Here is a 21,730-nt window from a genome sequence, read left to right on the forward strand (position 1 = left end):
TTTCTCACGCCGCAAGCTTGCCGGCAACCGTGGCGAAGGCGGCGATCAGCCGGCTCACCTGTGCGGACGTTGTCACGGGCGAGATCAGCATCATGTTGTGGAACGGCGCGATCAGCACGCCGCGATTGACGAGCGCTACATGGATGGCGGCTTCGAGCTCCGGCGCATGCGCCTTCTCGGCCTCGCCGCCATCGTGCAACGGTCCCGGCGCGCAGATGAATTCGACGCGCGCGCCGACCCGCGCCACATGCCAGGGAAGCTTGTTTCGCTGGATGACGGCGGAGAGCCCCGCATCGAGCCGGCGCGCCAGCCGGTCCATATGCGCGTACGCCTCCTCGGTCATCACCTCTTCCAGCGTCGCCCGCATCGCCGCGAATTGCAGCGGATTGGCCGACAGCGTCGTGCCCATGCCGGAATAGCCGGGCTCCTTGGTGCGGTTGTAGGCGCCGTAGCGGGTGGCGACTTCCTCGCTCATGCCCCAGATGCTCGCCGGCACGCCGCCCGCCACCGGCTTGCCAAGCACGAACAGGTCCGGCTCCAACCCATGCTTCTTCGTGTAGCCGCCGGGGCCGGTCGAAATGGTGTGCGTCTCATCGATCAAAAGCAGCGTGCCGGCCGCGCGGGTCAGCCGCCGCAGCGCATCGTGGAAGCCCGGTTCCGGCAGCACCATGCAGGAATTGGTCAGCACCGGCTCGGTGATGACGCAGGCGACGTCGCGGTTCGCCAGCGCTGCTTCCAAGGCAGCGATGTCGTTAAACTCGACGATCTTCGTCGCCCGTGTGAGATCGCGGAATTCGCCGGCCAATCCAGGCCGGTTGACCGGTTTGCCGTTGATCAGCCGCACCATCGTCTCGTCGACCGACCCGTGATAGCAGCCGTTGAAGACCAGGATCTTCTCGCGCCCGGTCACCGCGCGGGCGACGCGCAGCGCGAAGCGGTTGGCGTCGGTGGCGGTGGTGGCGATCTGCCAGTAGGGGAGGCCGAAGCGTTGCTGCAGCAGCGTTCCGATCGCCAGCGCGTCCTCGCTGGGCAGCATATAGGTCAGGCCGCGGGCCGCCTGACGGCGGATCGCGCGCGCGACCGCAGGCGGCGAATGGCCGAGCATCGAGCCGGTGTCGCCAAGGCAGAAATCGTCGAGCCTGTTGCCGTCGATATCGGTGATGGTGGCGCTCTTGGCGCCGTCGACCAGGATCGGGAACGGCGTCGGCCAGTCGGTCATCCAGTGCATCGGCACGCCGCCGAGGAAGCCGGCGATGCCGTTGCCAAGCTTCGCCTCGGATTTCGGCCGCGCCTTGCGGAAGGCGGCCGCCTCCGCCCCGCGCAGCTCGGCGATGCGAGCGATGTCGATGCCGCCGATGGAGCCACCGATGGAATTCGTGGAACTGTCCGATGCCTGCATGAAAGCCCCTGTGTTTCGCGCGGCACTCTGCCCATGGCTTGGCGAAACTGCAATTGGCCGTAGTGGGGGCGGGCGTTGGCTCAGGGGAGTAGGGCAGTAGGGCAGTAGGGCAGTAGGGCAGTAGGGCAGTAGGGTTTTCCTTTCCCTACTCCCCTACGCAGTGATATCGATCACGCCGCAGTCGCCGGCGGCGCTGCCGAACACGATGCGGCGCTCTTCCTTGTCCCACATCATCGACGTGATGGCGCCCTTGCCGGGACGGCGCAGCAGCACTTCCTTGGCGTCGGCGAAGCGCGCCGCGATGACCATGCCGTCCTCGTAGCCGATGGCGGTGACCTCCTGGCTCGGATGGCAGGCGACGCAGGTCACCATGGTGTTGCCGCGTGTGCCGAGCTCCAGCGGCGCCTTGCCCATCGGGCCATCCTTGCTGGCGAACGGCCAGACGATCGCCGCCGGCGCGCCCGAGCTTGCCAGCCATTTGCCCTTCGCGCTCCAGGACAGGCTCTTCACCTTGCCGGGATAACCCGACATGCGCATGTGCTTGCCGTCGGCGAGCTTCCAGCCATGCAGCGCGTTCTCCTGCATGGTGGTGACGAGGAAGGTGCCATCCGGCGAAAAGGTGATGCCGGTATGGGCGCCGGCCCATTCGAGCTCCACCGGCTTGCCTTCGGCCGCCGGGAAATGCAGCGTTGCGCCATTGTAGCGGGCGACGCCGAAGCGCATGCCCTTGGGCGAGAAGGCCAGCCCTTCCACCGAACGCGGATGGACAAATTCCTTGATCTTGCCGTCGGCGAAACGCACGAAGGCGGTCTTGCCGGAGGCGTAGGCGATCGCGCCTTGCGGTCCGGCGGCGATGCTGGTCACCCATTTTCTGCCGGCGCTGGCGAGTTCGCTCACCTCGCCGCCGGCCTTCACGGCAAACACCTTGCCGTCCTCGCCGCCGGTGATCAGCCGATCGTTCGCAGCGTCGTGGAAAGCGGCCAGCAGGCCGTCATTGGCCTGCACCGTCTTGTGCCCATTGTCCAACCGGTGGATCGCGCCGTCGGCCAAGGCGAAATGCGGCACGTCGTTGAGGAAGACAGCGGCGACGCAATGGCCTTCGAGATCAAGCGGGGCGACTGTGGGCATAGGGCGGTCCATTCGGGCTTCTGTGCACGAAGCCGGTGTGGCTAGGTGCGACCTGGCCTTCTCCCCTTGTGGGAGAAGGTGGATTGGCGCGCAGCGCCAAGACGGATCAGGGGTAATTGACGGATCGCCGTCATCGCCAAGCTGGAGCACCCCTCATCCGACCTCGCTTCGCGAGGCCACCTTCTCCCACAAGGGGAGAAGGGAGAAAGCGCAGCGCTAGCGCCTGAAAGTGCGGAAATCAAGCCGCCTGGCAGGCTTCGAAGCTCTTGCGCAACCGCTCCGCATCAAGCTCGCGGCCGATGAAGACCAGCCGGCTCTCGTGCTTTTCGCCGTCCTTCCAAGCGCGCTGGTGGTCGCCCTCGAGGATCATGTGCACGCCCTGCAGCACATAGCGGTCCTCGTCGCCCTTGAGCGCGATGATGCCTTTCAGCCGCAGGATGTTCGGCCCTTCCATCTGGGTGACCTTCTCGATCCAGGGGAAGAACTTCTTCGGGTCCATCTCGCCGCCGCGCAGCGACACCGACTTCACCGTCACGTCATGGATGTCGGAAGCATGGTGGTGATGATGATCGTGGCCGTCGTGATGATGGTGGTCGTGATCGCAATCCGGGCCGCATTCGTGGTCGTGATCGTGGTCATGCGCATCGAGGAAGTGCGGGTCGTTCTCCAGCGCGCGTGACAGGTCGAAGGCGCCGCGGTCGAGCACTTCGCTGAGCGCGACGCCCGAGCGCTGCGTGCGGTGGATCTTTGCCGCCGGATTGATGGCTCGGACCGTCGCTTCGACCTTTTCCAGCTCTTCCGGCGTGACGAGGTCGGTCTTGTTCAGCACCACAACGTCGGCGAAGGCGATCTGGTCCTCGGCTTCCTTGGAATCCTTCAAGCGCAGCGGCAGGTGCTTGGCGTCGACCAGCGCCACCACAGCGTCGAGCTTGGTCTTGGTGCGCACGTCGTCATCCATGAAGAAGGTCTGCGCCACCGGCACCGGGTCGGCGAGCCCCGTAGTCTCGACGACGATGGCGTCGAAGCGGCCAGGGCGTTTCATCAGGCCCTCGACGACACGGATCAGGTCGCCGCGCACCGTGCAGCACACGCAGCCATTGTTCATCTCGTAGATTTCCTCGTCGGACTCGACGATCAGGTCGTTGTCGATGCCGATCTCGCCGAACTCGTTGACGATGACGGCGTAGCGCTTGCCGTGGTTCTCCGACAGGATGCGGTTGAGCAGCGTCGTCTTGCCAGCGCCGAGATAGCCGGTGAGAACGGTTACGGGAATTTGCGTCTGTGCATCGCTCATATTTGCCTCGAAAATCTTGGCGAAAATCTTGGATTGTCGGCCTCATATAGGATGGGCGCCGCGCTTTTGCACGCCTCAAACCGATAGACTAGGCATCCGCTTGCCTCGGCAGCCGGACCGGGGCGGAAAAGATGGTGTCGAGAGTGGAACTTGGCAGGGCTCTTGCGGCAGCCCCGCCAGGCCGATGTGAATCTCGCCGGTTCAAAAGTCGTTTGTCATCTAACTGAAATAAACATCTGGCATCACCTGCGCGGGCACCGCAATGCTTGCCGGCAAAGCGTTCCGCAAGCCGGATTCTTAGAGATCGTCATTTGCCAACCGTCGGACAGCCTCTATGCTGGCCACGCCGGTTGGGCCGAAGAGGGAATGGCCATGGCCAAGGCGGACAAGACAGCGACAATGAGCCGGCTGCATTCGGCGGCGAGGCTGGCGCGCACGGCGCTCGCGTCGCGGCTTCTGGCGCATGGTTTCTACGCCGGCCAGGACCAGATCATGCTGGCGCTCGACCGTGAGGACGGCCAGACCCCCGGCAACCTCGCCGGCAGGCTCGGCGTGCGGCCGCCGACCATCACCAAGACCATCAACCGGTTGCAGGCGCAGGGCTTCCTCGAAAAGCGTGCCTCCAACGCCGATGCCCGCCAGGCCCATATCTTCCTCACCGAATCCGGCCGCGAAACCATTCGCGCCATCGAGAAGTCGGTCAAGAAGACCGAGAAGCAGGCGCTGAGGGGCCTCGACAAGAAGGACCAGAAGGCGCTGTTCAAGTTGCTCGCCCGCATCGAGGCGAATCTCTCGAACGAAGATCTGGTCCTGATCGACGACGACGCGGAGATGGACGAAGCGTAGCGCGACGCGCAGCGTCATCGCTCCACGGGCGGATTTAGCACTGTGAGCGCGATGCGCAGCGTAGTCGCTTCACGTACGGCGTTAGCATTGTAAGCGCGACCCTACGCCTCGCGCTTGCGCGCTTACCAGAGTTGCCCAGCGACCCGGCGTCATGCCGAATGCCTTCTTGAAATGCCGGTTGAGATGGCTCTGGTCGCTGAAGCCGGCGCCGGCGGCGATCTCCGCCAGCGACTCGCCCTCGGCGATCATGCGCCGCGCCCTTTGCAGCCGGCGCATCAACAGGAAGCGATGCGGGCTGGTCGAATAGGTGGCGCGAAAATGGCGCGACAGCGCGTAGCGGTCGAGGCCAGTAATGGCCTCCAATTCATCGGAACGCACTGCGCGCTCGGCATGCTCTTCCAGATAATCGCGCGCAAGCGCCGCAGCGCGCCAGGCGGTCTTGCTCGCTGACTTTGCCGGCTTTCCCGCGTGGCGCCTCAGATGCTGCGCCAGCTGCGCGACGAAATCCGCCACGAACAGGTCGCCGAGCTCTTCGTCCAGCGGCGCCAGCGCCGAGAGCAGCGTGCCCCGCAGCGCCGGATCGTCGACCACTGCGTCGCGGACGAAGGGCAGCGGCTCGCCTTCGAGGCAGTCGAGCAGCAGGGACGGCTCCAGGTAAAGAATCCTGTAGCGCAGCCCGTCCTCCGTGCCGGCGCCGCCATCGTGCAATTCGTCCGGGTGCAGCACGATCGCCTGGCCGGGTAGGCTGTGTTGCAGCGCGCCGCGATAGTGGAAGCGCTGCACGCCGTTGAGTGTCACGCCGATTGCATAGGTGTCGTGCCGGTGCAGTTCGAAGGCATTGCCGTGGAAGCGCGCCTCGATGCGTTCGAGGCCAAGCCCGCCAGGCGCAGAGACGATGCGGTCGCCATCGGCCGCATCCGCGCACGAACGTTCAAGACCTTCCTTCGCTTCTGCGCCTAGAGCCTGCGCCATCGCCCTGTTCCGCCCCTCATGGGCCATCTCGGAGTTTCAATCTTGGTGTTCGATACGAAAATTGCAATTGTCCTGAGAGAGGATCTGCCGGTGTGGCAGAAGCTCAACGTCACCGCGTTCCTGACCAGCGGTATCGTCGCGCAGTTTCCCGAGGTCATCGGCGAGGCCTATCGCGACCGTGCCGGCAACCTCTACAACCCGATGTCGATCCAGCCGGTCATCGTCCTGTCGGCCGACGCGGCGACGTTGGGCACGATCCATCGCCGGGCCTTGGAGCGCGGCGTGACGACGTCCGCCTATGTCGAGGAGATGTTTTCGACCGGTCACGACGCAGCCAACCGCGCCGTCTTCGCCCAATTCGCGCCGGACGATGCCAAGGTCGTCGGCATCGCCTTGCGCGGCGAGAAAAAGCTCGTCGACAAGATCACCAAGGGCGCCCGCATGCATGGCTGAACGCCGGGGCGTTGTTGCAGCGGCCGCATTTGGTCCGGCCACGCCGGACAATTGGCTTGCCGGCAAGCTTTGATTGCCGCAAAGGTGGGGCCTCCGCCTTTGCTTTCTCTCGGCCCGAATTTGTCTGTTTCCCGAACTCAAGACGACAGCGCAACGCCGCCCGCGGCGATGCTTTTGATGCTTTGCGTCTATGTCTGCTTCACTTTCCTCGACACCTCCAGCAAATACCTGGTGCTGGCCGGCGTCTCGGCGCTGATCGTCGCCTGGGCCCGTTTCACCGTCCATGTCCTGCTGGTCGGCGTCTTCCTGCGCGGCTGGCGCGAGCCGGCGCGCTTTCGCGCCAACAATCTGCCGGCGCATATATTGCGCGGCTGCATGCTTTTCGGCTCGACCATGTTCAACATCCTGGCGCTGAAGACGCTGCAGCTTGCCGAAACCACCTCGATCTATTTCTTCGGCCCGATGGTCATCACCGCCCTTGCCGGCCCGTTGCTCGGCGAATGGGCGGGCTGGCGGCGCTGGCTGGCGATCCTCACCGGCTTTGTCGGTGTTCTGATCATCACCCGGCCCGGTGTCGGCGTGTTCGGCATCGGCCATCTCTTCGCGCTGGGCTCGATGCTGTCGAACAGCTTCTACGTCATCATGACGCGGCGCATGTCTTCGACCGAAACATCCGAGAGCCTGATCCTGTTCTCGGCGCTGGCGCCGTCGGTGCTGCTGGCCCCGATGCTTGCCTTCTCGCCCGCGCTGCCGCACGGCGGCCTTCAGTGGTTCGTCGTCCTGATGCTGGGTGTCTTCGGCGCCGGAGGCCACTATCTGCTGGTCCGAGCCTATCGCCTGGCGACCACGACGCAACTGGCGCCTTTCCCCTACTCGCAGATGGTGTGGATGATCATCTCCGGCTGGGTGATCTTCCACCAGTTCCCCGACCGCTGGACCTTGCTCGGCGCTGCCGTCATCGTTGCCAGCGGCCTCTACATCATCCACCGCGAGCACAGGCTTCGCGTGCGCAACTCCGCCTCGCTCGACACCGAGGCCGAGGCGCTGGCGAAAAAACTTTGATTTGCTCCCGATCAATGGCATAAGGCCGAATTTAAACAATTTAAAGACCCGATTGAGAGACCCTGGGGAGCGAAGGGCACTGGCACAGAAGATCAAGCTTTCGACGATCGCGGATGCGCTCGGTGTGTCCACGGCAACGGTATCGCTGGCGCTGCGCGACAGCCCGCTGGTCGCAGGCACCACGCGCGAGCGCATCAAGGAGCATGCCCGCGCCATCGGCTATATCTACAACCGCCGCGCCGCCTCGTTGCGCACCTCGCGGTCCGGCATTGTCGGCGTCGTCGTTCACGACATCATGAACCCGTTCTTCGCCGAGATCCTGCGCTCGATCGAGAGCGAGCTCGACCGCAGTCGCCAGACCTTCATCCTCTCCAACCACTACGACCAGCTGGAAAAGCAGCGCACCTTCATCGACACGCTGCTGCAGCTCGGCGCCGACGGCGTCATCATGTCGCCGGCTATCGGCACGCCGGCCGAGGACATCATCATGGCCGAGGAAAACGGCCTGCCGGCTGTGCTGATCGCGCGCACCGTCGCCGGCGCCGACGTGCCGGTGTTCCGCGGCGACGATGCCTATGGTACCGCATTGGCCACCAATCACCTGATCTCGCTCGGCCACAAGCGCATCGCCATGGTCGGCGGCACCGACCAGACCTCGACCGGCCGCGACCGCTACCAGGGCTATCTCAACGCGATGGAGGCGGCCGGCCTGGAGGTGAAGCCGTCCTGGCGCATTCCCGGGCCGCGCACCAAGCAGGCGGGGTTCGAGGCCGCGGGACAGTTTCTGGCACTGAAGGACAGGCCCACCGCTGCCTGCTGCTGGAACGACCTGGTCGCGATCGGGCTGATGAACGGCATCGCGCGCGCCGGCCTCGTGCCGGGCGTCGATATCTCGGTCACCGGCTATGACGATCTCGAGGAAGCGGCGATCGCGACGCCGGCGCTAACCACGGTCTGGAATGGCCAGCGCGAGGTCGGCCGCCGCGCGGCGAGCGCCTTGCTCGACAAATTGAACGGGCAGGCGGTGCGGCCCTCGCAGGAGCTGATCAAGCCGGAACTGCATGTGCGGCAGTCGACCGGCAAGCCGGTGGAGCGTGCATGACTAGGGCCGAGAGAAAATTGCCGGTCGCCATCCTGGTGCCCGCCGATTTCAACGACCATGCCGCCGGCCGCATCGACAAGGCGTTCGAGCCTGTGCCGATCGAACGCGCCGATCCTTTGCTGGTGACGGACGAGATGCGCGCCAAGGTACGCGGCATCGCCTCCTACGCGGGCGTCAGCGCGGCGATGATCGACGCGCTGCCCAATCTCGAGATCATCGCCAGCTTCGGCGTCGGCTACGATTCCATCGACGCCAATCACGCAGCCAAGCGCGGCGTCATGGTCACCAACACGCCCGACGTTTTGACCGATGAGGTCGCCGACACCGCCATCGGCCTTTTGATCAACACCGTGCGTGAGCTCTACGCCGCCGAGAAATGGCTGCGCGACGGCGACTGGGTGGAGAAGGGCAATTATCGCCTGAGCCGGCTTACCTTGCGCGGCCGCAGCGTCGGCATTTTCGGCATGGGCCGCATCGGCCGGGCCGTCGCCCGCCGCCTCGAAGCCTTCGGCCTGCCGATCGCCTATCACAACCGCCGCAAGGTCGAAGACCTGCCTTACGACTATCATGCCACTTTGAAGGGGCTTGCCGAAGCCGTCGACACGCTGATCTGCATTGCCCCCGGTGGCGCTTCCACCGAGAAGGCGATCAATGGCGAAATCTTGTCGGCGCTGGGTTCGAACGGCGTCTTCGTCAATATCGGCCGCGGCTCGGCCGTGGATGAGGCAGCTCTCGCCGCCGCCCTCGAAAGCGGCGCCATCGCCGCCGCCGGGCTCGACGTCTTTGCCGATGAGCCGAACGTACCGCGGGCCCTGCTCGACGCGCCCAACGCCTCGCTTCTGCCGCATGTCGGCTCGGCATCGGTCCACACCCGCCGCGCCATGGCGGACCTCTGCGTCGACAATCTCGTCGCCTGGTTCACCGAGCGCCGGCCGCTGACGCCCGTGCCGGAGACGATCAACGTCAAGCCGCGCGGCTAGGACTATCCGGAAAGCGGTTGTCCGTCGGAATTACGCAAAAAGATACAGGGAAATTTCAGGGAAAGTGGGGGCGGTCAGGCTCGGCGGCTTCGCTTCCGCCACATGCGTTAATGCTGGCGGAGCAGATTAACCGCTGCTTAACCCTTTGAATTCATTTTTCATGCATAATTGAGTGTGGAGAGGCGGCGTGAAGCTGATTGCCGGGTTGGTCATGTCGGTTGCGTTGTTCGGGGGCGCGCATGTCCTGTATGGCGGCCAAGGCCAAAGCACGGCTATCGAAACCGCGACTTCAAGCACGTATCGACTGACGGCCAATGGCGACGAAGCCGGCTGCGCCGTGCAGCGAGGAGCCTCGGTCTCTGACGGCCTGTCGCGGCTCGACGTCGCTTCGGACTGCAGCAAGCTGATGCCCGGCGTCGAGCGGGCGAAATTCTGGCGCGAGCAGGCGGACGGCTCGGTCGCTTTCAGCGAGAACGGCATCGACCCTATCGTCACCTTCGGCGTCGCCGATGGCGACGGCTACGAATCCTACGCGCCGTCCGCGCCGCTGCTGGCGCTGAATAGCGACAGCAGCAACTGAATTTAAGCTGAGTGTTTATTCCGCTGCGGCGCGGGCGCCTGCCTTTGCCGCCGCGTGCAGCCGCACGGCATCGCCGAAAGCCTTGAAGATCTTCGCGGAATTGCTGTCCGACTTCACCCAGTATTCGGGGTGCCATTGCACGCCGACCGCGAAGGCCCGCGCATCCTTGACGGAGACCGCTTCGATCGTGCCGTCGGTGGCCAAGGCCTCGATTTGCAGTTTCGAGCCGAGCCGGTCGATTCCCTGCCGGTGCAGCGAGTTGACCTTGATGTCTCCGGCGCCGAACACTCCGGCAAGGCAGCTTCCGGGCTTGATCGAGATCGTCTGATGGATGGCGAAGCGCTCGTCCTGATTGTCGCTCACCGGCGCGCGGTGATCGAGCGAGCCTTCGCGCTCCTGGATTTCGGTGCCCAGCGTGCCGCCGAGCGCCACGTTCAGCTCCTGGATGCCGCGGCAGATGGCAAGCAGCGGCACGCCGCGTTCGAGCGCCTTGCGGATCAGCGGCAGCGTGGTGGCGTCGCGCGCGGGATCGTAAGGACCGTTGGCCTCGCTCGGGTCGCCATTATAAAGCGAGGGATGGACGTTGGATTTCGAGCCCGTCAGCATGACGCCGTCAACCGAGGACAGCAATTCGTCGAGGTCGAGCCGGTCGCCGAAGGACGGCACCAGCAACGGGAACACGCCGGCGCCCGTGATCGCCGCTTCCAGATATTGCTGGGGCGCGGCGTGCCAGGTGTAATTGTCGAACTGGCGAACGTCGGTTGAGACTGCGACGAGCGGCTGCTGCATTTTGGGGTTGGTTTCCATCAGGCCAAGGATTTGTTCTGCCTATAAAATAAGCGATCCGTAGCGGCTTTTCCATGGCAAGTTTCGCTACCTCGCATGGGCCAGGCAAGAGACTATTAGACTATAGTTGCAGTGGGCCGCTGAGAATGGCCGCAAGCTTGGCCGCGGCGCTGGACTCGACTTCTTGCCCGTGTATGTTTCTCCCCCAACCGGTCCGGGCACCGAGGATGTCCTGGCATCGGTCAGCTGATCCGCAAGGGAGGAAACTTAATGGATCGTCGTTCATTCATTCGCAAGGCCGGAGCCTCCGGCGTGGGTGCCGCCGCAGCGGCTGCGGCACTCGCCACGCCGGCCATCGCCCAGTCCAATCCGAAAGTGACCTGGCGGCTGGCGTCGTCCTTCCCGAAGTCGCTCGACACGATCTATGGCGGCGCCGAAGTCTTCTCCAAGATGCTGTCGGAAGCGACCGATGGCAATTTCCAGATCCAGGTCTTCGCTTCGGGCGAGCTTGTGCCCGGCCTGCAGGCGGCCGATGCCGCCGCCGCCGGCACCGTCGAAGCGGCCCACACCGTGGCCTATTATTACTGGGGCAAGGACCCCACCTGGGCGCTGGGTGCGGCAGTGCCCTTCTCGCTCAACGCGCGCGGCATGAACGCCTGGCACTACCACGGCGGCGGCATCGACCTGTTCAATGAATTCCTTGGAACGCAAGGGTTGTACGGTCTGCCGGGCGGCAATACCGGCGTCCAGATGGGGGGCTGGTTCCGCAAGGAAATCAACAGCGTCGCCGATCTGTCGGGTCTCAAGATGCGCATCGGCGGCTTTGCCGGCAAGGTCGTCGAAAGGCTTGGCGTGGTGCCGCAGCAGATCGCCGGCGGCGACATCTACCCGGCGCTGGAAAAGGGCACCATCGACGCCGCAGAATGGGTCGGCCCCTATGATGACGAGAAGCTCGGCTTCTACAAGGTAGCGCCCTATTACTACTATCCCGGCTGGTGGGAAGGCGGCCCCACCGTCCATCTCCTGTTCAACAAGGCGAAATACGAAGAGCTTTCACCGACTTACAAATCGCTGGTGCGCACCGCGGCGCAGGCCGCGGACGCCAACATGTTGCAGAAATACGACTATGTGAATCCCCCGGCGGTGCGGCGACTTGTGGCCGGCGGCGCCAAGCTCAGGCCGTTCAGCCAGGAGATCATGGCCGCCTGTTTCGAGAAGGCCAACGAGGTCTACGCCGAGATGGAATCCAACAACGCACCGTTCAAGAAGATCTGGGAATCGATCAAGGCCTTCCGCAAGGAGCACTACCTCTGGGCCCAGGTCGCCGAATACAATTACGACACCTTCATGATGGTGCAGCAGCGCAACGGCAAGCTGTAGAAGATTAGCCCCTCTCCCCGTATAGAGCGGGGAGAGGGGCGCTGTTCTCGGCGGTTTCGCCAATCGCCAACATTGCAGGACTTGACTTCAGCCCCGGCCCGGCACCACCAGCACCTTGACCTCGCCCGGCGCTGGCGGGCTGGCGATCACCTGCGGCGCTTCCTCCAGGCTGACCTGCCTCGAGATCAGCCTGTCGACCTCGATCGCTCCGGAGGCGATCAGTTGCGCCGCCCTTCCATGCGTGAACGGGTTAAGGAAGGAGCCGAGCACCTTCAGCTCGCGGAACAGAAGATCGAACGGCTCGATTTCCACCGTCATGCCTTGCGGCACCACGCCGACGATGACGACCGTGCCGCCGGCCCGAGCCATGCGCACCGACTGTTCGACCGTGTCGCGAACGCCGGCGCATTCCAGCACCACATCGACGCCGCCTGGCACCAGGCCATCAGGCCCCGCGACGGCCGCGATCGGGTCCCCGGGGCCTGGGTCGATCGTCGCGGTCGCACCGAGCTCCTCGGCAAGCGCACGGCGGGAGGCCTGCCTGGTCGACAGGATGATGGTTGCCGCGCCCGCGAGTTTTGCCAGTTGCACGATGAGCAGGCCGATGACGCCGCCGCCGAGCACCACGACCGACGCGCCCGGCCGGATCGCGGCAAGGTCGACGTCGTGCAGGCAACAGGCGAGCGGCTCGCAGAAGGCGCCGTGCGTCGGCTTGAGGTCTGCCGGCAGCCGGAAGGCCTGCTTGTGCGGCATCAGCACGTAATCGGCGAAGCCGCCGTCGCGGTGGATGCCGATGGCCCTCAGATTGCTGCAGAGATTGACGCGGCCGGTGTGGCAATGGGCGCAGCGCCCGCAGGCGATGTTGGGATCGCCGGTGACGCGGTCGCCGACGGCAATGCCCGACACCGCCTGGCCGACGGCTTCGACGATGCCGGAGAATTCGTGGCCGAGCGTCACTGGCGGCGTGCAGGGGAACTCGCCGTGGAAAAGGTGCCGGTCGGTGCCGCAGACGCCGCAGGCCTCGATCCGTACCAGGACGTCCTCCGGACCCGGCGAAGGCTTATCCACTTCGCGAAGCGCGATGCTGCCGATTGCTTCCAGCCGGACGGCTCTCATGACGTGGTCACCTCAATTGAAACTCGGCGGCTTCGAAAGGTCGGGCGCCGGCGCCGCCGGCTTGGCCGGTGCATCGCCGAAGCTCGGCGGCTGCGACAGGTCGGGCGTGCCGGGAGCCGCCGCGGCGCCGCCATTGGCCGGCGCCGCGCCGTTGTTGTTAGCCGGGGCTGTACCGAGCGGCGCCAGCGACGGCATGTCGGGCAGCTTGAGGTCGATCGTGCTCGGTTCGACCGCGGTGCCCTTGTAGCGCATGACCATCTGCGGGAAGGCGATGGTGAGTCCGATCATGATCACCTGGATCAGCACGAACGGCACCGCCCCCCAATAGATCTGCCCGGTGCTGACCGGCGCTATCTGCTTGCCTGTGATCCTGTCGAGATAGGGCACGCGGGCCGCGACCGAACGCAGGTAAAACAGCGCGAATCCGAAGGGCGGATGCATGAAGCTGGTCTGCATGTTGACGCCGAGCAGCACGCCGAACCAGATCAGGTCGATGCCGAGCTTGTCGGCGGCCGGCGCCAGAAGCGGCACGATGATGAAGGCGAGCTCGAAGAAATCGAGGAAGAAGGCAAGCACGAAGACCAGGATGTTGACGCCGATCAGGAAGCCGGTCTCGCCGCCGGGAAGCGAGGTCAACAGATGCTCGACCCAGACATGGCCGTTGACGCCGTAGAAGGTGAGCGAAAAGACGCGCGCGCCGATCAGGATGAACAGCACGAAGGAGGAAAGCCTGGTCGTCGAGGCCAGCGCCTGATTGATGACGTCCCTCGTCAGGCGGCCCTTCATCGCCGCCATGATGAGCGCGCCGACGGCGCCCATGGCGCCGCCTTCGGTCGGCGTGGCGATGCCGAGGAAGATCGTGCCCAGCACCAGGAAGATCAGCGCCAGCGGCGGGATCAGCACGATCACGACCTGCTGCGCCAGCTTGGACATCATGTTGATGCGGAGCCGCTGGTCGACGATGGCCACGATATAGATGACGATGACGCCGACGGCGAAGCCGAGGATGTCGGCATTGTCGCCCTGCGTCGGCGCGAGATAGCGATAGGCGCCGTAGGAGATGGCGACGGTGATGAGCAGCGCCACGATCAGCGACAGCACGCCGTGGCCGAGCGTGCGGGCTTCGAGCGGCAGCGCCGGCATCGAGTTTGGCCGGACGATCGACATGATCAGGATATAGAGCATGTAGATGCCGGTCAGCACGAGGCCGGGGATCAAGGCGCCGGCATACATGTCGCCGACCGAGCGCCCTAGCTGGTCGGCAAGCACGATCAGCACCAGCGACGGCGGGATGATCTGCGCCAGCGTGCCGGAGGCCGCGATGACGCCGGACGCAACCCTGCGGTCATAGCCGTAGCGCAGCATGATCGGCAGCGAGATCAGCCCCATGGCGATGACGGAGGCCGCCACCACGCCGGTCGTCGCGGCAAGCAGCGCGCCGACGAAGATCACCGCATAGGCAAGCCCGCCGCGGATCGGCCCGAACAGCTGGCCGATCGTGTCGAGCAGGTCCTCGGCCATGCCCGAGCGCTCGAGCACTATGCCCATGAAAGTGAAGAAGGGTATCGCCAGGAGCGTGTCGTTGGACATCACCCTGGTGCCGTAGAAATTGTCGGGAAGCGCGTGCAGCAGGGGCCACGCGAGGTTGATTGAGCCGCCGGAATAGGGCGAGACCAGCACGCCGATGAAGAAGAACAGCAGGCCGTTCGCGGCCAGCGAGAAAGCGACGGGGTAGCCGATCAACAGGAAGACGATCAGCGAGGCGAACATGATCGGCGCCATGTTCTGCGCCATGAATTCGATCATGGGCGGGCCTCGCCCGCGATCGCCTTGGCTTCCTCGGCCAGCGCCTTGGCCTCGAGCTCGGCCTGCTCATGCGCGGACAGGAAGGGATTGGGATCGTCCATGTCGCCGCGCATGATGGCGATCTTCTTGATGATCTCGGAAACCCCTTGCAGCGCCAGCAGGAAGAAGCCGACCAGCAGGATCGCCTTGGCCGGCCACACGATCAGCCCGCCGGCATTGGTCGACATCTCGCCGCTGCGGAAGGACAGCGACACGTAAGGCACGAAATAGACCACCATCAGCACCACGAAGGGCATCAGGAAGAACAGGTGGCCGAAGAGGTCGATCCAGTGCTGCACGCGCCGCGGGAACATGCCGTAGACGATGTCGATGCGGATATGGTCGTTCTGCTTAAGCGTGTAGGCGGCGGCCAGCATGAAGGCGGCGCCGAATAGATACCATTGCAGCTCCAGCCAGGCATTGGAGGAGGTGTCGAACACCTTGCGGATGACGGCGTTGCCGGCGCTCACCAGGATCGCGAGCAGGATCAGCCAGGAGACCCAGCGGCCGATGAACTCGTTAATGCGGTCGATTGTCCTGGATAGAGCGAGCAGCCCTGCCATGCATAGTCCTCCCTCGCGCATCGGCCAGAAAATCGCTTCGATTTTCGGAAAGCATGATGCGCAGACTCAAAAGTACTTCGCGATGCGCCCGATTCCCCCCCGGCGTCGCGCCGCTTGGCCCAACGATATGCAGTGCGTGGTCCGGCAGGTCAACATGACAAAGCCGCTGCAAACAGATCGGCAGGGCGCGCAGCGGCGGAATGCCGCCGCCTGACGATGCGTCATGCAACGAAAGTCTGTGGGCAACGAAAGTGTGTGGCAGCGAAAGTCTGGAGACAGCGAAGTCTGGGGCTCAGGCGATCTTGGCCTGGTCGCGCCCGGCGCCGATCAGCACCAGCATGGCGACGAGGAAGAGATAGATCCAGGCGTCGCGCCATTCGAGCGGGAAATAGCCGGCCCAGAGCGCTTCCGCCATGCCGAAGGCCGCGGCGCCAAGCGCCGCCTTGAGCGGCGACAGATAGCCGCCCACCGCCGTCACGAACAGGATCTTGAGGCCGTAGATCAGCCCGGTGCCGAATGAGACATTGCCGTAATAGAGACCGGCAAGCACCCCGGCCAGGGCGGCGCAGAAGCCTCCGAGCAGCACGGCGCGGCGGAACACCGCGGTGACGTCGATGCCGCACATCGCCGCCGCTTTCGGATCGTCGGAGACGGCGCGCCAGGCGCGGCCGAAGCGCGAATGCGAGAATAGCCAGGCCGCCAGCGCCACCAGCGCGATGACACAAGCGCAATCGAGCAGCTGGATGACGGTAAGCGTGACTTTGAAGCCCTCGCCCTGGGCAAAGATGACCGGGGTGGCGAGCATCGGCGGCAGCCACAGGTCATGCGTGTCGGCGGCGATGCGGCTCGCCTCCGACAGGAAGAGCAAGATGCCGAGCGTCGTCACCACGATGGCATTGGGCGAGCGGTCGGCGAGCCTCTCGAAAACGCTGCGCGACAGGACCTGGCTGATCAGCGCCGCATAGAGGATGGCCGCGGCGGCGCCGAGCGCCACCGCGGCGGCGAGCGTCAGCCACAGCGCCTGATAGCCGAAGGCGGCGGTCAGGATCATCGTTTGGCCGCAGAAGGCGAAGAGCGCGCCGTAAGCCAGGTTCGTGCGATGCAGGATGCCGTTGGTCAGCACATAGCCGAAGGCGAGCAGCGCATAGAGCGCGCCCGAATGCAGCCCGTTCAGCACCTGCTGGAAGAAATAGTGCATGCGACGTCCTTGGGTCGCATGGTGCGACCCTGCACGAACCGTTGCACTCGGAATCTAACTTGTCAAATGCGTTTTATCGGTTAGATTTCTATTCATGACGGTATCCTGGACCCCGCACCGCTTCACCGGTGGCATCCTTGCGCTCGACACGGCGAACACCGTCGTGCTGCGCAACGATCCGCAAAAGTCCTTCGACCGTTTCGACGACCCGGCAGAGATCGCCCGCTTCGCCGAGGCGGCGAGCGGTTTTCGCGCCGCCGAACTCGGCGGCCGGCGGCTGCAGGCGCCGGAACCGGGCGAGATAAAACCGACCGTCATCTCGATCCGCGAAGCGACCGATCGCCTGTTTCGCCATGCCGTATCGAACGGCGCGCTCGCGACCAGTCACCTGCCGGGTTTCCTCACGGCCTGCGCCGGCGGTTTGTCCGGCAGCGCGACCGAGATCGGGACGCCGGGCCGGCCTTTCGGCGATCCGGCAACGCCGATTGCCTTCGAGGCGGCCTTGGCCGTCTCGGCGCTGTCGCTGCTGCGCGACGAAACGGTGGCGCGGCTGCGGATCTGCCCCAATTGCAGCTGGCTGTTCGTCGACCGCAGCCGCAACGCCAGCCGCTTGTGGTGCGACATGGCCGTTTGCGGCAACCGCCAGAAGGCAAACCGTTATTACCGCCGCCGGACGGCGGCGAGGGAGGTCAGCAATGCTTAGGAAATTGTCGCGTTCGGCCCTGGTCGGCGCAGCCCTGGTCGCCGCTGTCGCGCTCGGCGCCTGCCGCGACACCGGCAAGGACCAGCTCTTTGCCATTTCCGGCAAATTGTTCGAGTTCAATTACCGCTTGGCCATCGCCACCTATGTCATCACATTGAAGCCGCTGCGGCCGATGGTCGACGGCCAGGTCGCGGTGGTGAGCTTCCAGAACCCTGCGGGCGGCGACCCGCTCATCGTCAACCAGAAGATCTGGCCGAAGCTGCCTCACATCACGCTCACCAGCCCGCCGCTCTCCTGCGTGGTCAAGGACAAGCCTTACAAAGTCTCGATCCGCATCGAGGATGCGACGGGCACGTTGCTGCAAAGCATCGACATCACCATGACCTCGTCGGAGGACCAGACGATGCTGCCCGACCGGCCATTGGTGATCGGCCCGAAATACGAGCTCAATCCGGACCTTGCCGGCCACCCCGACGGCAAGCTGCCCGACCAGCAGAAGCCGGATTGCTCGAAAGCGACCTGAAACGCGCGGCGTGGAGCAATTCCACGGTTTCCGTGAAACGGTGAAACCGTCCCCTGTCGCGAAATTTTTGTTCCTCACGAAGCGGTTAGCATGATCTTGCATGCGCCGCCGGCCACTCGCCAGACCGTTTGTTGCGTGTTATCTGGCCTCTGCGATTTTGTTTGACCTCACCGCCAAGGGACGAAAGACTGCGGTGTCCCACTCCGACGTTGGCTGCCTGATTTGAGGCGCCTCCGCAGAGGAAATACCTGATGACGCTGCACGACGTCGCGCTCGACGACAAGTTCGACCTTGGCAAGGAGCGCGTCTTCCTGTCCGGCGCGCAAGCAGTCGTGCGCATGCTTCTGATGCAGCGCGAGCGCGACCGCCGCGCCGGCCTCAACACGGCGGGCTTTGTCTCCGGCTATCGCGGCTCGCCGCTGGGCGGCCTCGACATGCAGCTGTGGCGGGCGAAGAAGCAGCTCGCGCAAGCCGACATCGTCTTCCAGCCCGGCCTCAACGAGGAGCTCGCCGCCACCGCCTGCTGGGGCTCGCAACAGGCCGAGTTGCTGGGCGAGGGCACGCATGATGGCGTCTTCTCCGTCTGGTACGGCAAGGGCCCGGGCGTCGACCGTTCCGGCGACGTCTTCCGACACGCCAATCTGGCGGGCTCCTCGAAGCATGGCGGCGTGCTTGCCCTGATGGGCGACGACCATATGGCCGAATCCTCGACCAACGCACATGCCACCGAATTCCTTTTCGTCGACACCATGGTGCCGATCCTCAACCCGGCCGGCGTCCAGGAGATCATCGATTACGGCCTCTATGGCTTTGCCATGTCGCGCTTCGCCGGCACCTGGGCGGCGATGAAATGCGTCAAGGACAACATTGAATCGACGGCCTCGGTCGACGCCTCGATCGAGCGGCTGAACATCGTCATTCCCGAATTCGACATGCCGCCGGGCGGCCTGAACATTCGCCACGAGATCGACATGCTCGGACAGGAAGAGCGGCTGCATGAATACAAGCGCGCCGCCGCTTCCGCCTTCATCCACGCCAACGGGCTGAACCGCATCGTCTATTCCGGCGGCCGCAACCCTAAGCTCGGCGTCATCACCATCGGCAAGAGCTATCTCGACGTCCGCCAGGCGCTGGAGGATATCGGCATCGACGAAGCGGCCGCCAACCGCATCGGCATTCGCCTGTTCAAGGTCGGCTGTCCGTGGCCGCTGGATTTCCAGCATATCGCCGAGTTCGCCCGCGGCCTCGACACCATCGTCGTCGTCGAGGAGAAGCGTTCGCTGATCGAGGTGCAACTGCGCGAGAACCTCTACGGCACCGCGGTCCAGCCGATGATCGTCGGCAAGAAGGACGAGCGCGGCGACTGGCTGTTTCCGGCCAAGGGCGCGCTCGACCCAAACGAGATCGCCATCGCGCTCGGCGAGCGCATCCTGCGCACCATCGGCCCGTCGGAAGAGATCGCCGCCAGGGTGGCGAAGCTGCGACAGTTCCAGGCGATGCTCTCCGACACCGTCGACATCGGCTCGCGCACGCCTTTCTTCTGCTCGGGCTGCCCGCACAATTCATCCACCAAGGTGCCGGACGGTTCGCTGGCCGCCGCCGGCATAGGCTGCCACTTCATGGCGCTATGGATGGACAGGAACACGGTCGGCTTCACCGCCATGGGCGGCGAAGGCGCGCAATGGGTCGGACAGGCGCCGTTCTCCAAGCGCGACCACATCTTCCAGAATCTCGGCGACGGCACCTACAACCACTCCGGCGTACTGGCGATCCGCTTCGCGCTGTCTTCTGGCGCCAACATCACCTACAAGATCCTCTACAACGACGCCGTCGCCATGACCGGCGGCCAGCCGCATGAGGGCGGTCTCACCGTCGATATGATCGCCAGGCAGGTGCGCGCGGAGGGCGTCGACCGCATCGCCGTCGTCACCGACGAGCCCGACAAATATGCCGGCAAGGCCGATTTCCCGGCCGGCATCACCATCCATCACCGCGACGACCTCGATCTCGTCCAGCGCGAGTTGCGCGACGTGAAGGGCGTCTCGGTGCTGATCTACGATCAGACCTGCGCCGCCGAAAAGCGCCGGCGCCGGAAGCGCGGCACCTTCCCCGATCCGGACAAGCGCGTCTTCATCAACGAGCTGGTCTGCGAAGGCTGCGGCGATTGCGGCGTGCAGTCCAACTGCGTCTCCATCCAGCCGGTCGAGACCGAATTCGGCCGCAAGCGCCGCATCGACCAGTCGAGCTGCAACAAGGACTTTTCCTGCCTCAACGGCTTCTGCCCGTCCTTCGTCACCGTGCATGGCGGCAAGATCAGGAAGGCCGAAGGCATTGCCGGCAAGGCCGATCCTCTCGACGGCGTGCCGGCGCCGGCCGAGTTCCGCATGGGCAACCAGGGCTGGGCCGGGATTATCGACGGGGTCGGCGGCACCGGCGTCGTCACCGTCGGCGCGGTGCTCGGCATGGCCGCGCATCTGGAAGGCAAGGGCTGCGGCATGATCGACATGGCCGGCCTCGCCCAGAAGGGCGGCTCGGTGTTCACCCATGTCCGCATCGCCCCGACGCCCGAGGACATCCATGCCATTCGCGTTTCGGCCGGCAAGGCCGACCTCGTGCTCGGCTGCGACCTTGTCGTCTCCGGCGCCAAGAAGGTGCTGGGCGCGGTGCGGGAGGGGCACACGATCTTCCTGGCCAACACCGCCGAGATCATGCCCGGAGAGTTCACCCGGTCCGCCGACTTCTCGCTGCCGGTCGAGCGGCTGAAGAAGGCGATCCGGGCGGCCGCCGGCGACGACAAGGCGCATTTCTTCGACGCCACCCGCACGGCAACCGCGCTGTTCGGCAATTCGCTCGGCGCCAACATGTTCATGCTGGGCTTCGCCTTCCAGCATGGCGGTCTGCCGCTTTCGGCCGAAGCCGTTGAAAAGGCGATAGAATTGAACGGTGAAGCGGTGGCGATGAACATCGCGGCTTTCCGCTGGGGCCGCCGCGCCGCGCATCAGCCCGATTTCGTGCGCGACCTGGTCGCCCAAACCGGCAAGCCGGTGTCGAAACCCGCCGAGACGCTGGACGATGTCATTGCCCGCCGCGTCGCCTTCCTCACCGCCTACCAGAACGCCGCCTACGCCAGGCGCTACGCCGACCGTGTGGTGGCGTTGCGTACCGCCGAAGCCAAGGCCGTGCCCGGCTCGACCGCGGTGACCGAGGCCGTCGCCAGGAATCTCTTCAAGCTGATGGCGATCAAGGATGAATATGAGGTGGCGCGACTCTACACCGACGGCACCTTCGCCGCCGACCTCGCCAAGCAGTTCCAGAGCTACGACAAGCTCGAATTCCACCTCGCGCCGCCGGTCCTCGGCCGCCGCGGCAATGACGGCAAGCCCCGGAAATCGAGCTTCGGCCCGTGGATGATGAAGGGCTTCCGGCTGCTGGCGGCGATGAAGGGCCTGCGCGGAACCACCTTCGATCTTTTCGGCTACACGGCCGAGCGGCGCATGGAGCGGCAGTCGCTGCGAGACTACGAGGCCGACCTCGACCTTATCGCCGCAGCACTTGCGCCGGGCAGGGTGGAGGCCGCCACCGCTCTAGCCTCGGTGCCGGCGCTGATCCGCGGCTACGGCCATGTCCGGCAGGCTAGCGCCGCGAAGGCGGCCGGCGAGCGTGCGCGGCTAATCGAACGTCTCGCCCAGGCTCCGGCGGAGCCGGCGCTGCGCGCGGCGGAGTGAACGCGCCGGCGCGTCGATGGCGCGCCAACTCGCCCTAAGTTTCCGGGTCTGTCGCGCATATCGCAACCCTCTGCA

General features: G+C 65.0%; 18 protein-coding genes and 1 pseudogene. 10 read left to right on the plus strand and 9 right to left on the minus strand.

Annotated features, from left to right (window positions below; translation table 11 throughout):
• Positions 1-4: 4 nt before the first annotated feature.
• The 3 genes from FJW06_RS18875 to FJW06_RS18885 all read right to left on the minus strand — a co-directional run bounded on the left by FJW06_RS18875 (position 5) and on the right by FJW06_RS18885 (position 3,821).
• The gene (locus tag FJW06_RS18875; protein WP_140753727.1) at positions 5-1,399 is read right to left on the minus strand and encodes an aspartate aminotransferase family protein; all 1,395 of its coding nucleotides are present in this window, start codon (positions 1,397-1,399) and stop codon (positions 5-7) included.
• 153 nt (positions 1,400-1,552) lie between these two features.
• A complete protein-coding gene (locus tag FJW06_RS18880) occupies positions 1,553-2,527 on the minus strand; it encodes a WD40 repeat domain-containing protein (protein ID WP_140753728.1) in 975 nt (324 codons plus the stop codon).
• A 238-nt stretch (positions 2,528-2,765) separates the two neighbouring features.
• Positions 2,766-3,821, minus strand: coding sequence for a GTP-binding protein (locus tag FJW06_RS18885; RefSeq protein WP_140753729.1), 1,056 nt, complete (start codon positions 3,819-3,821; stop codon positions 2,766-2,768).
• Between the two features lie 372 nt (positions 3,822-4,193).
• Between FJW06_RS18885 and FJW06_RS18890 the strand changes: the two genes are divergently transcribed.
• Positions 4,194-4,667 carry a MarR family transcriptional regulator gene (locus tag FJW06_RS18890; protein ID WP_140753730.1) on the plus strand — a complete coding sequence of 158 codons (474 nt, stop codon included), beginning with the start codon at positions 4,194-4,196 and terminating at the stop codon, positions 4,665-4,667.
• 81 nt (positions 4,668-4,748) lie between these two features.
• Here the strand turns inward: FJW06_RS18890 and FJW06_RS18895 are convergent, their stop codons facing one another.
• Positions 4,749-5,639, minus strand: a complete 891-nt coding sequence (locus FJW06_RS18895; protein ID WP_140753731.1) for an AraC family transcriptional regulator — start codon at positions 5,637-5,639, stop codon at positions 4,749-4,751.
• Between the two features lie 45 nt (positions 5,640-5,684).
• On the opposite strand from FJW06_RS18895, the gene FJW06_RS18900 reads away from it, so the two are divergent.
• From FJW06_RS18900 to FJW06_RS18920, 5 genes are all read left to right on the plus strand, one after another.
• Positions 5,685-6,092: a DUF2000 family protein gene (locus FJW06_RS18900; RefSeq protein WP_140753732.1), complete on the plus strand. Its 408-nt coding sequence runs from the start codon at positions 5,685-5,687 to the stop codon at positions 6,090-6,092.
• Between the two features lie 177 nt (positions 6,093-6,269).
• Positions 6,270-7,154 carry a DMT family transporter gene (locus FJW06_RS18905; protein WP_140753733.1) on the plus strand — a complete coding sequence of 295 codons (885 nt, stop codon included), beginning with the start codon at positions 6,270-6,272 and terminating at the stop codon, positions 7,152-7,154.
• Between the two features lie 79 nt (positions 7,155-7,233).
• Positions 7,234-8,256 (plus strand): LacI family DNA-binding transcriptional regulator, encoded by a 1,023-nt coding sequence (locus tag FJW06_RS18910; protein WP_140684407.1) that lies wholly within the window; start codon positions 7,234-7,236, stop codon positions 8,254-8,256.
• Complete coding sequence (locus tag FJW06_RS18915) at positions 8,253-9,236, plus strand: 2-hydroxyacid dehydrogenase (RefSeq protein WP_140753734.1); 984 nt, start codon at positions 8,253-8,255, stop codon at positions 9,234-9,236. Before FJW06_RS18910 ends, FJW06_RS18915 begins: the two co-directional genes overlap by 4 nt.
• A gap of 187 nt (positions 9,237-9,423) precedes the next feature.
• Positions 9,424-9,816 carry a hypothetical protein gene (locus tag FJW06_RS18920; protein WP_140753735.1) on the plus strand — a complete coding sequence of 131 codons (393 nt, stop codon included), beginning with the start codon at positions 9,424-9,426 and terminating at the stop codon, positions 9,814-9,816.
• A gap of 15 nt (positions 9,817-9,831) precedes the next feature.
• Here the strand turns inward: FJW06_RS18920 and FJW06_RS18925 are convergent, their stop codons facing one another.
• Positions 9,832-10,605 carry a gamma-glutamyl-gamma-aminobutyrate hydrolase family protein gene (locus tag FJW06_RS18925; RefSeq protein ID WP_140753736.1) on the minus strand — a complete coding sequence of 258 codons (774 nt, stop codon included), beginning with the start codon at positions 10,603-10,605 and terminating at the stop codon, positions 9,832-9,834.
• Between the two features lie 267 nt (positions 10,606-10,872).
• Between FJW06_RS18925 and FJW06_RS18930 the strand changes: the two genes are divergently transcribed.
• On the plus strand, positions 10,873-11,982 hold the full coding sequence (locus tag FJW06_RS18930) for a TRAP transporter substrate-binding protein (protein ID WP_140753737.1): 1,110 nt from the start codon (positions 10,873-10,875) through the stop codon (positions 11,980-11,982).
• Between the two features lie 87 nt (positions 11,983-12,069).
• Here the strand turns inward: FJW06_RS18930 and FJW06_RS18935 are convergent, their stop codons facing one another.
• The 4 genes from FJW06_RS18935 to FJW06_RS18950 form a co-directional block, all read right to left on the minus strand.
• Positions 12,070-13,098 (minus strand): zinc-dependent alcohol dehydrogenase family protein, encoded by a 1,029-nt coding sequence (locus FJW06_RS18935; RefSeq protein ID WP_140753738.1) that lies wholly within the window; start codon positions 13,096-13,098, stop codon positions 12,070-12,072.
• 12 nt (positions 13,099-13,110) lie between these two features.
• Positions 13,111-14,904, minus strand: coding sequence for a TRAP transporter large permease subunit (locus FJW06_RS18940; protein WP_181178429.1), 1,794 nt, complete (start codon positions 14,902-14,904; stop codon positions 13,111-13,113).
• Positions 14,901-15,506 carry a TRAP transporter small permease subunit gene (locus tag FJW06_RS18945; protein ID WP_140753739.1) on the minus strand — a complete coding sequence of 202 codons (606 nt, stop codon included), beginning with the start codon at positions 15,504-15,506 and terminating at the stop codon, positions 14,901-14,903. Before FJW06_RS18945 ends, FJW06_RS18940 begins: the two co-directional genes overlap by 4 nt.
• Before the next feature lie 292 nt (positions 15,507-15,798).
• A complete protein-coding gene (locus FJW06_RS18950; protein WP_140753740.1) occupies positions 15,799-16,704 on the minus strand; it encodes a branched-chain amino acid ABC transporter permease in 906 nt (301 codons plus the stop codon).
• Positions 16,705-16,798: 94 nt separating this feature from the next.
• Between FJW06_RS18950 and FJW06_RS18955 the strand changes: the two genes are divergently transcribed.
• From FJW06_RS18955 to FJW06_RS18965, 3 genes and pseudogenes are all read left to right on the plus strand, one after another.
• Positions 16,799-17,407 carry a CGNR zinc finger domain-containing protein gene (locus tag FJW06_RS18955; protein ID WP_140753741.1) on the plus strand — a complete coding sequence of 203 codons (609 nt, stop codon included), beginning with the start codon at positions 16,799-16,801 and terminating at the stop codon, positions 17,405-17,407.
• Positions 17,400-17,930, plus strand: coding sequence for a hypothetical protein (locus FJW06_RS18960; RefSeq protein ID WP_140753742.1), 531 nt, complete (start codon positions 17,400-17,402; stop codon positions 17,928-17,930). The genes FJW06_RS18955 and FJW06_RS18960 overlap by 8 nt, the downstream gene beginning before the upstream one ends.
• Positions 17,931-18,169: 239 nt before the next feature.
• Positions 18,170-21,655: pseudogene (locus tag FJW06_RS18965) on the plus strand (indolepyruvate ferredoxin oxidoreductase family protein); the annotation flags it as partial.
• Positions 21,656-21,730: the final 75 nt, after the last annotated feature.

Origin of the sequence: Mesorhizobium sp. B4-1-3, assembly GCF_006439355.1 — a bacterium.
Taxonomy (GTDB): domain Bacteria; phylum Pseudomonadota; class Alphaproteobacteria; order Rhizobiales; family Rhizobiaceae; genus Mesorhizobium.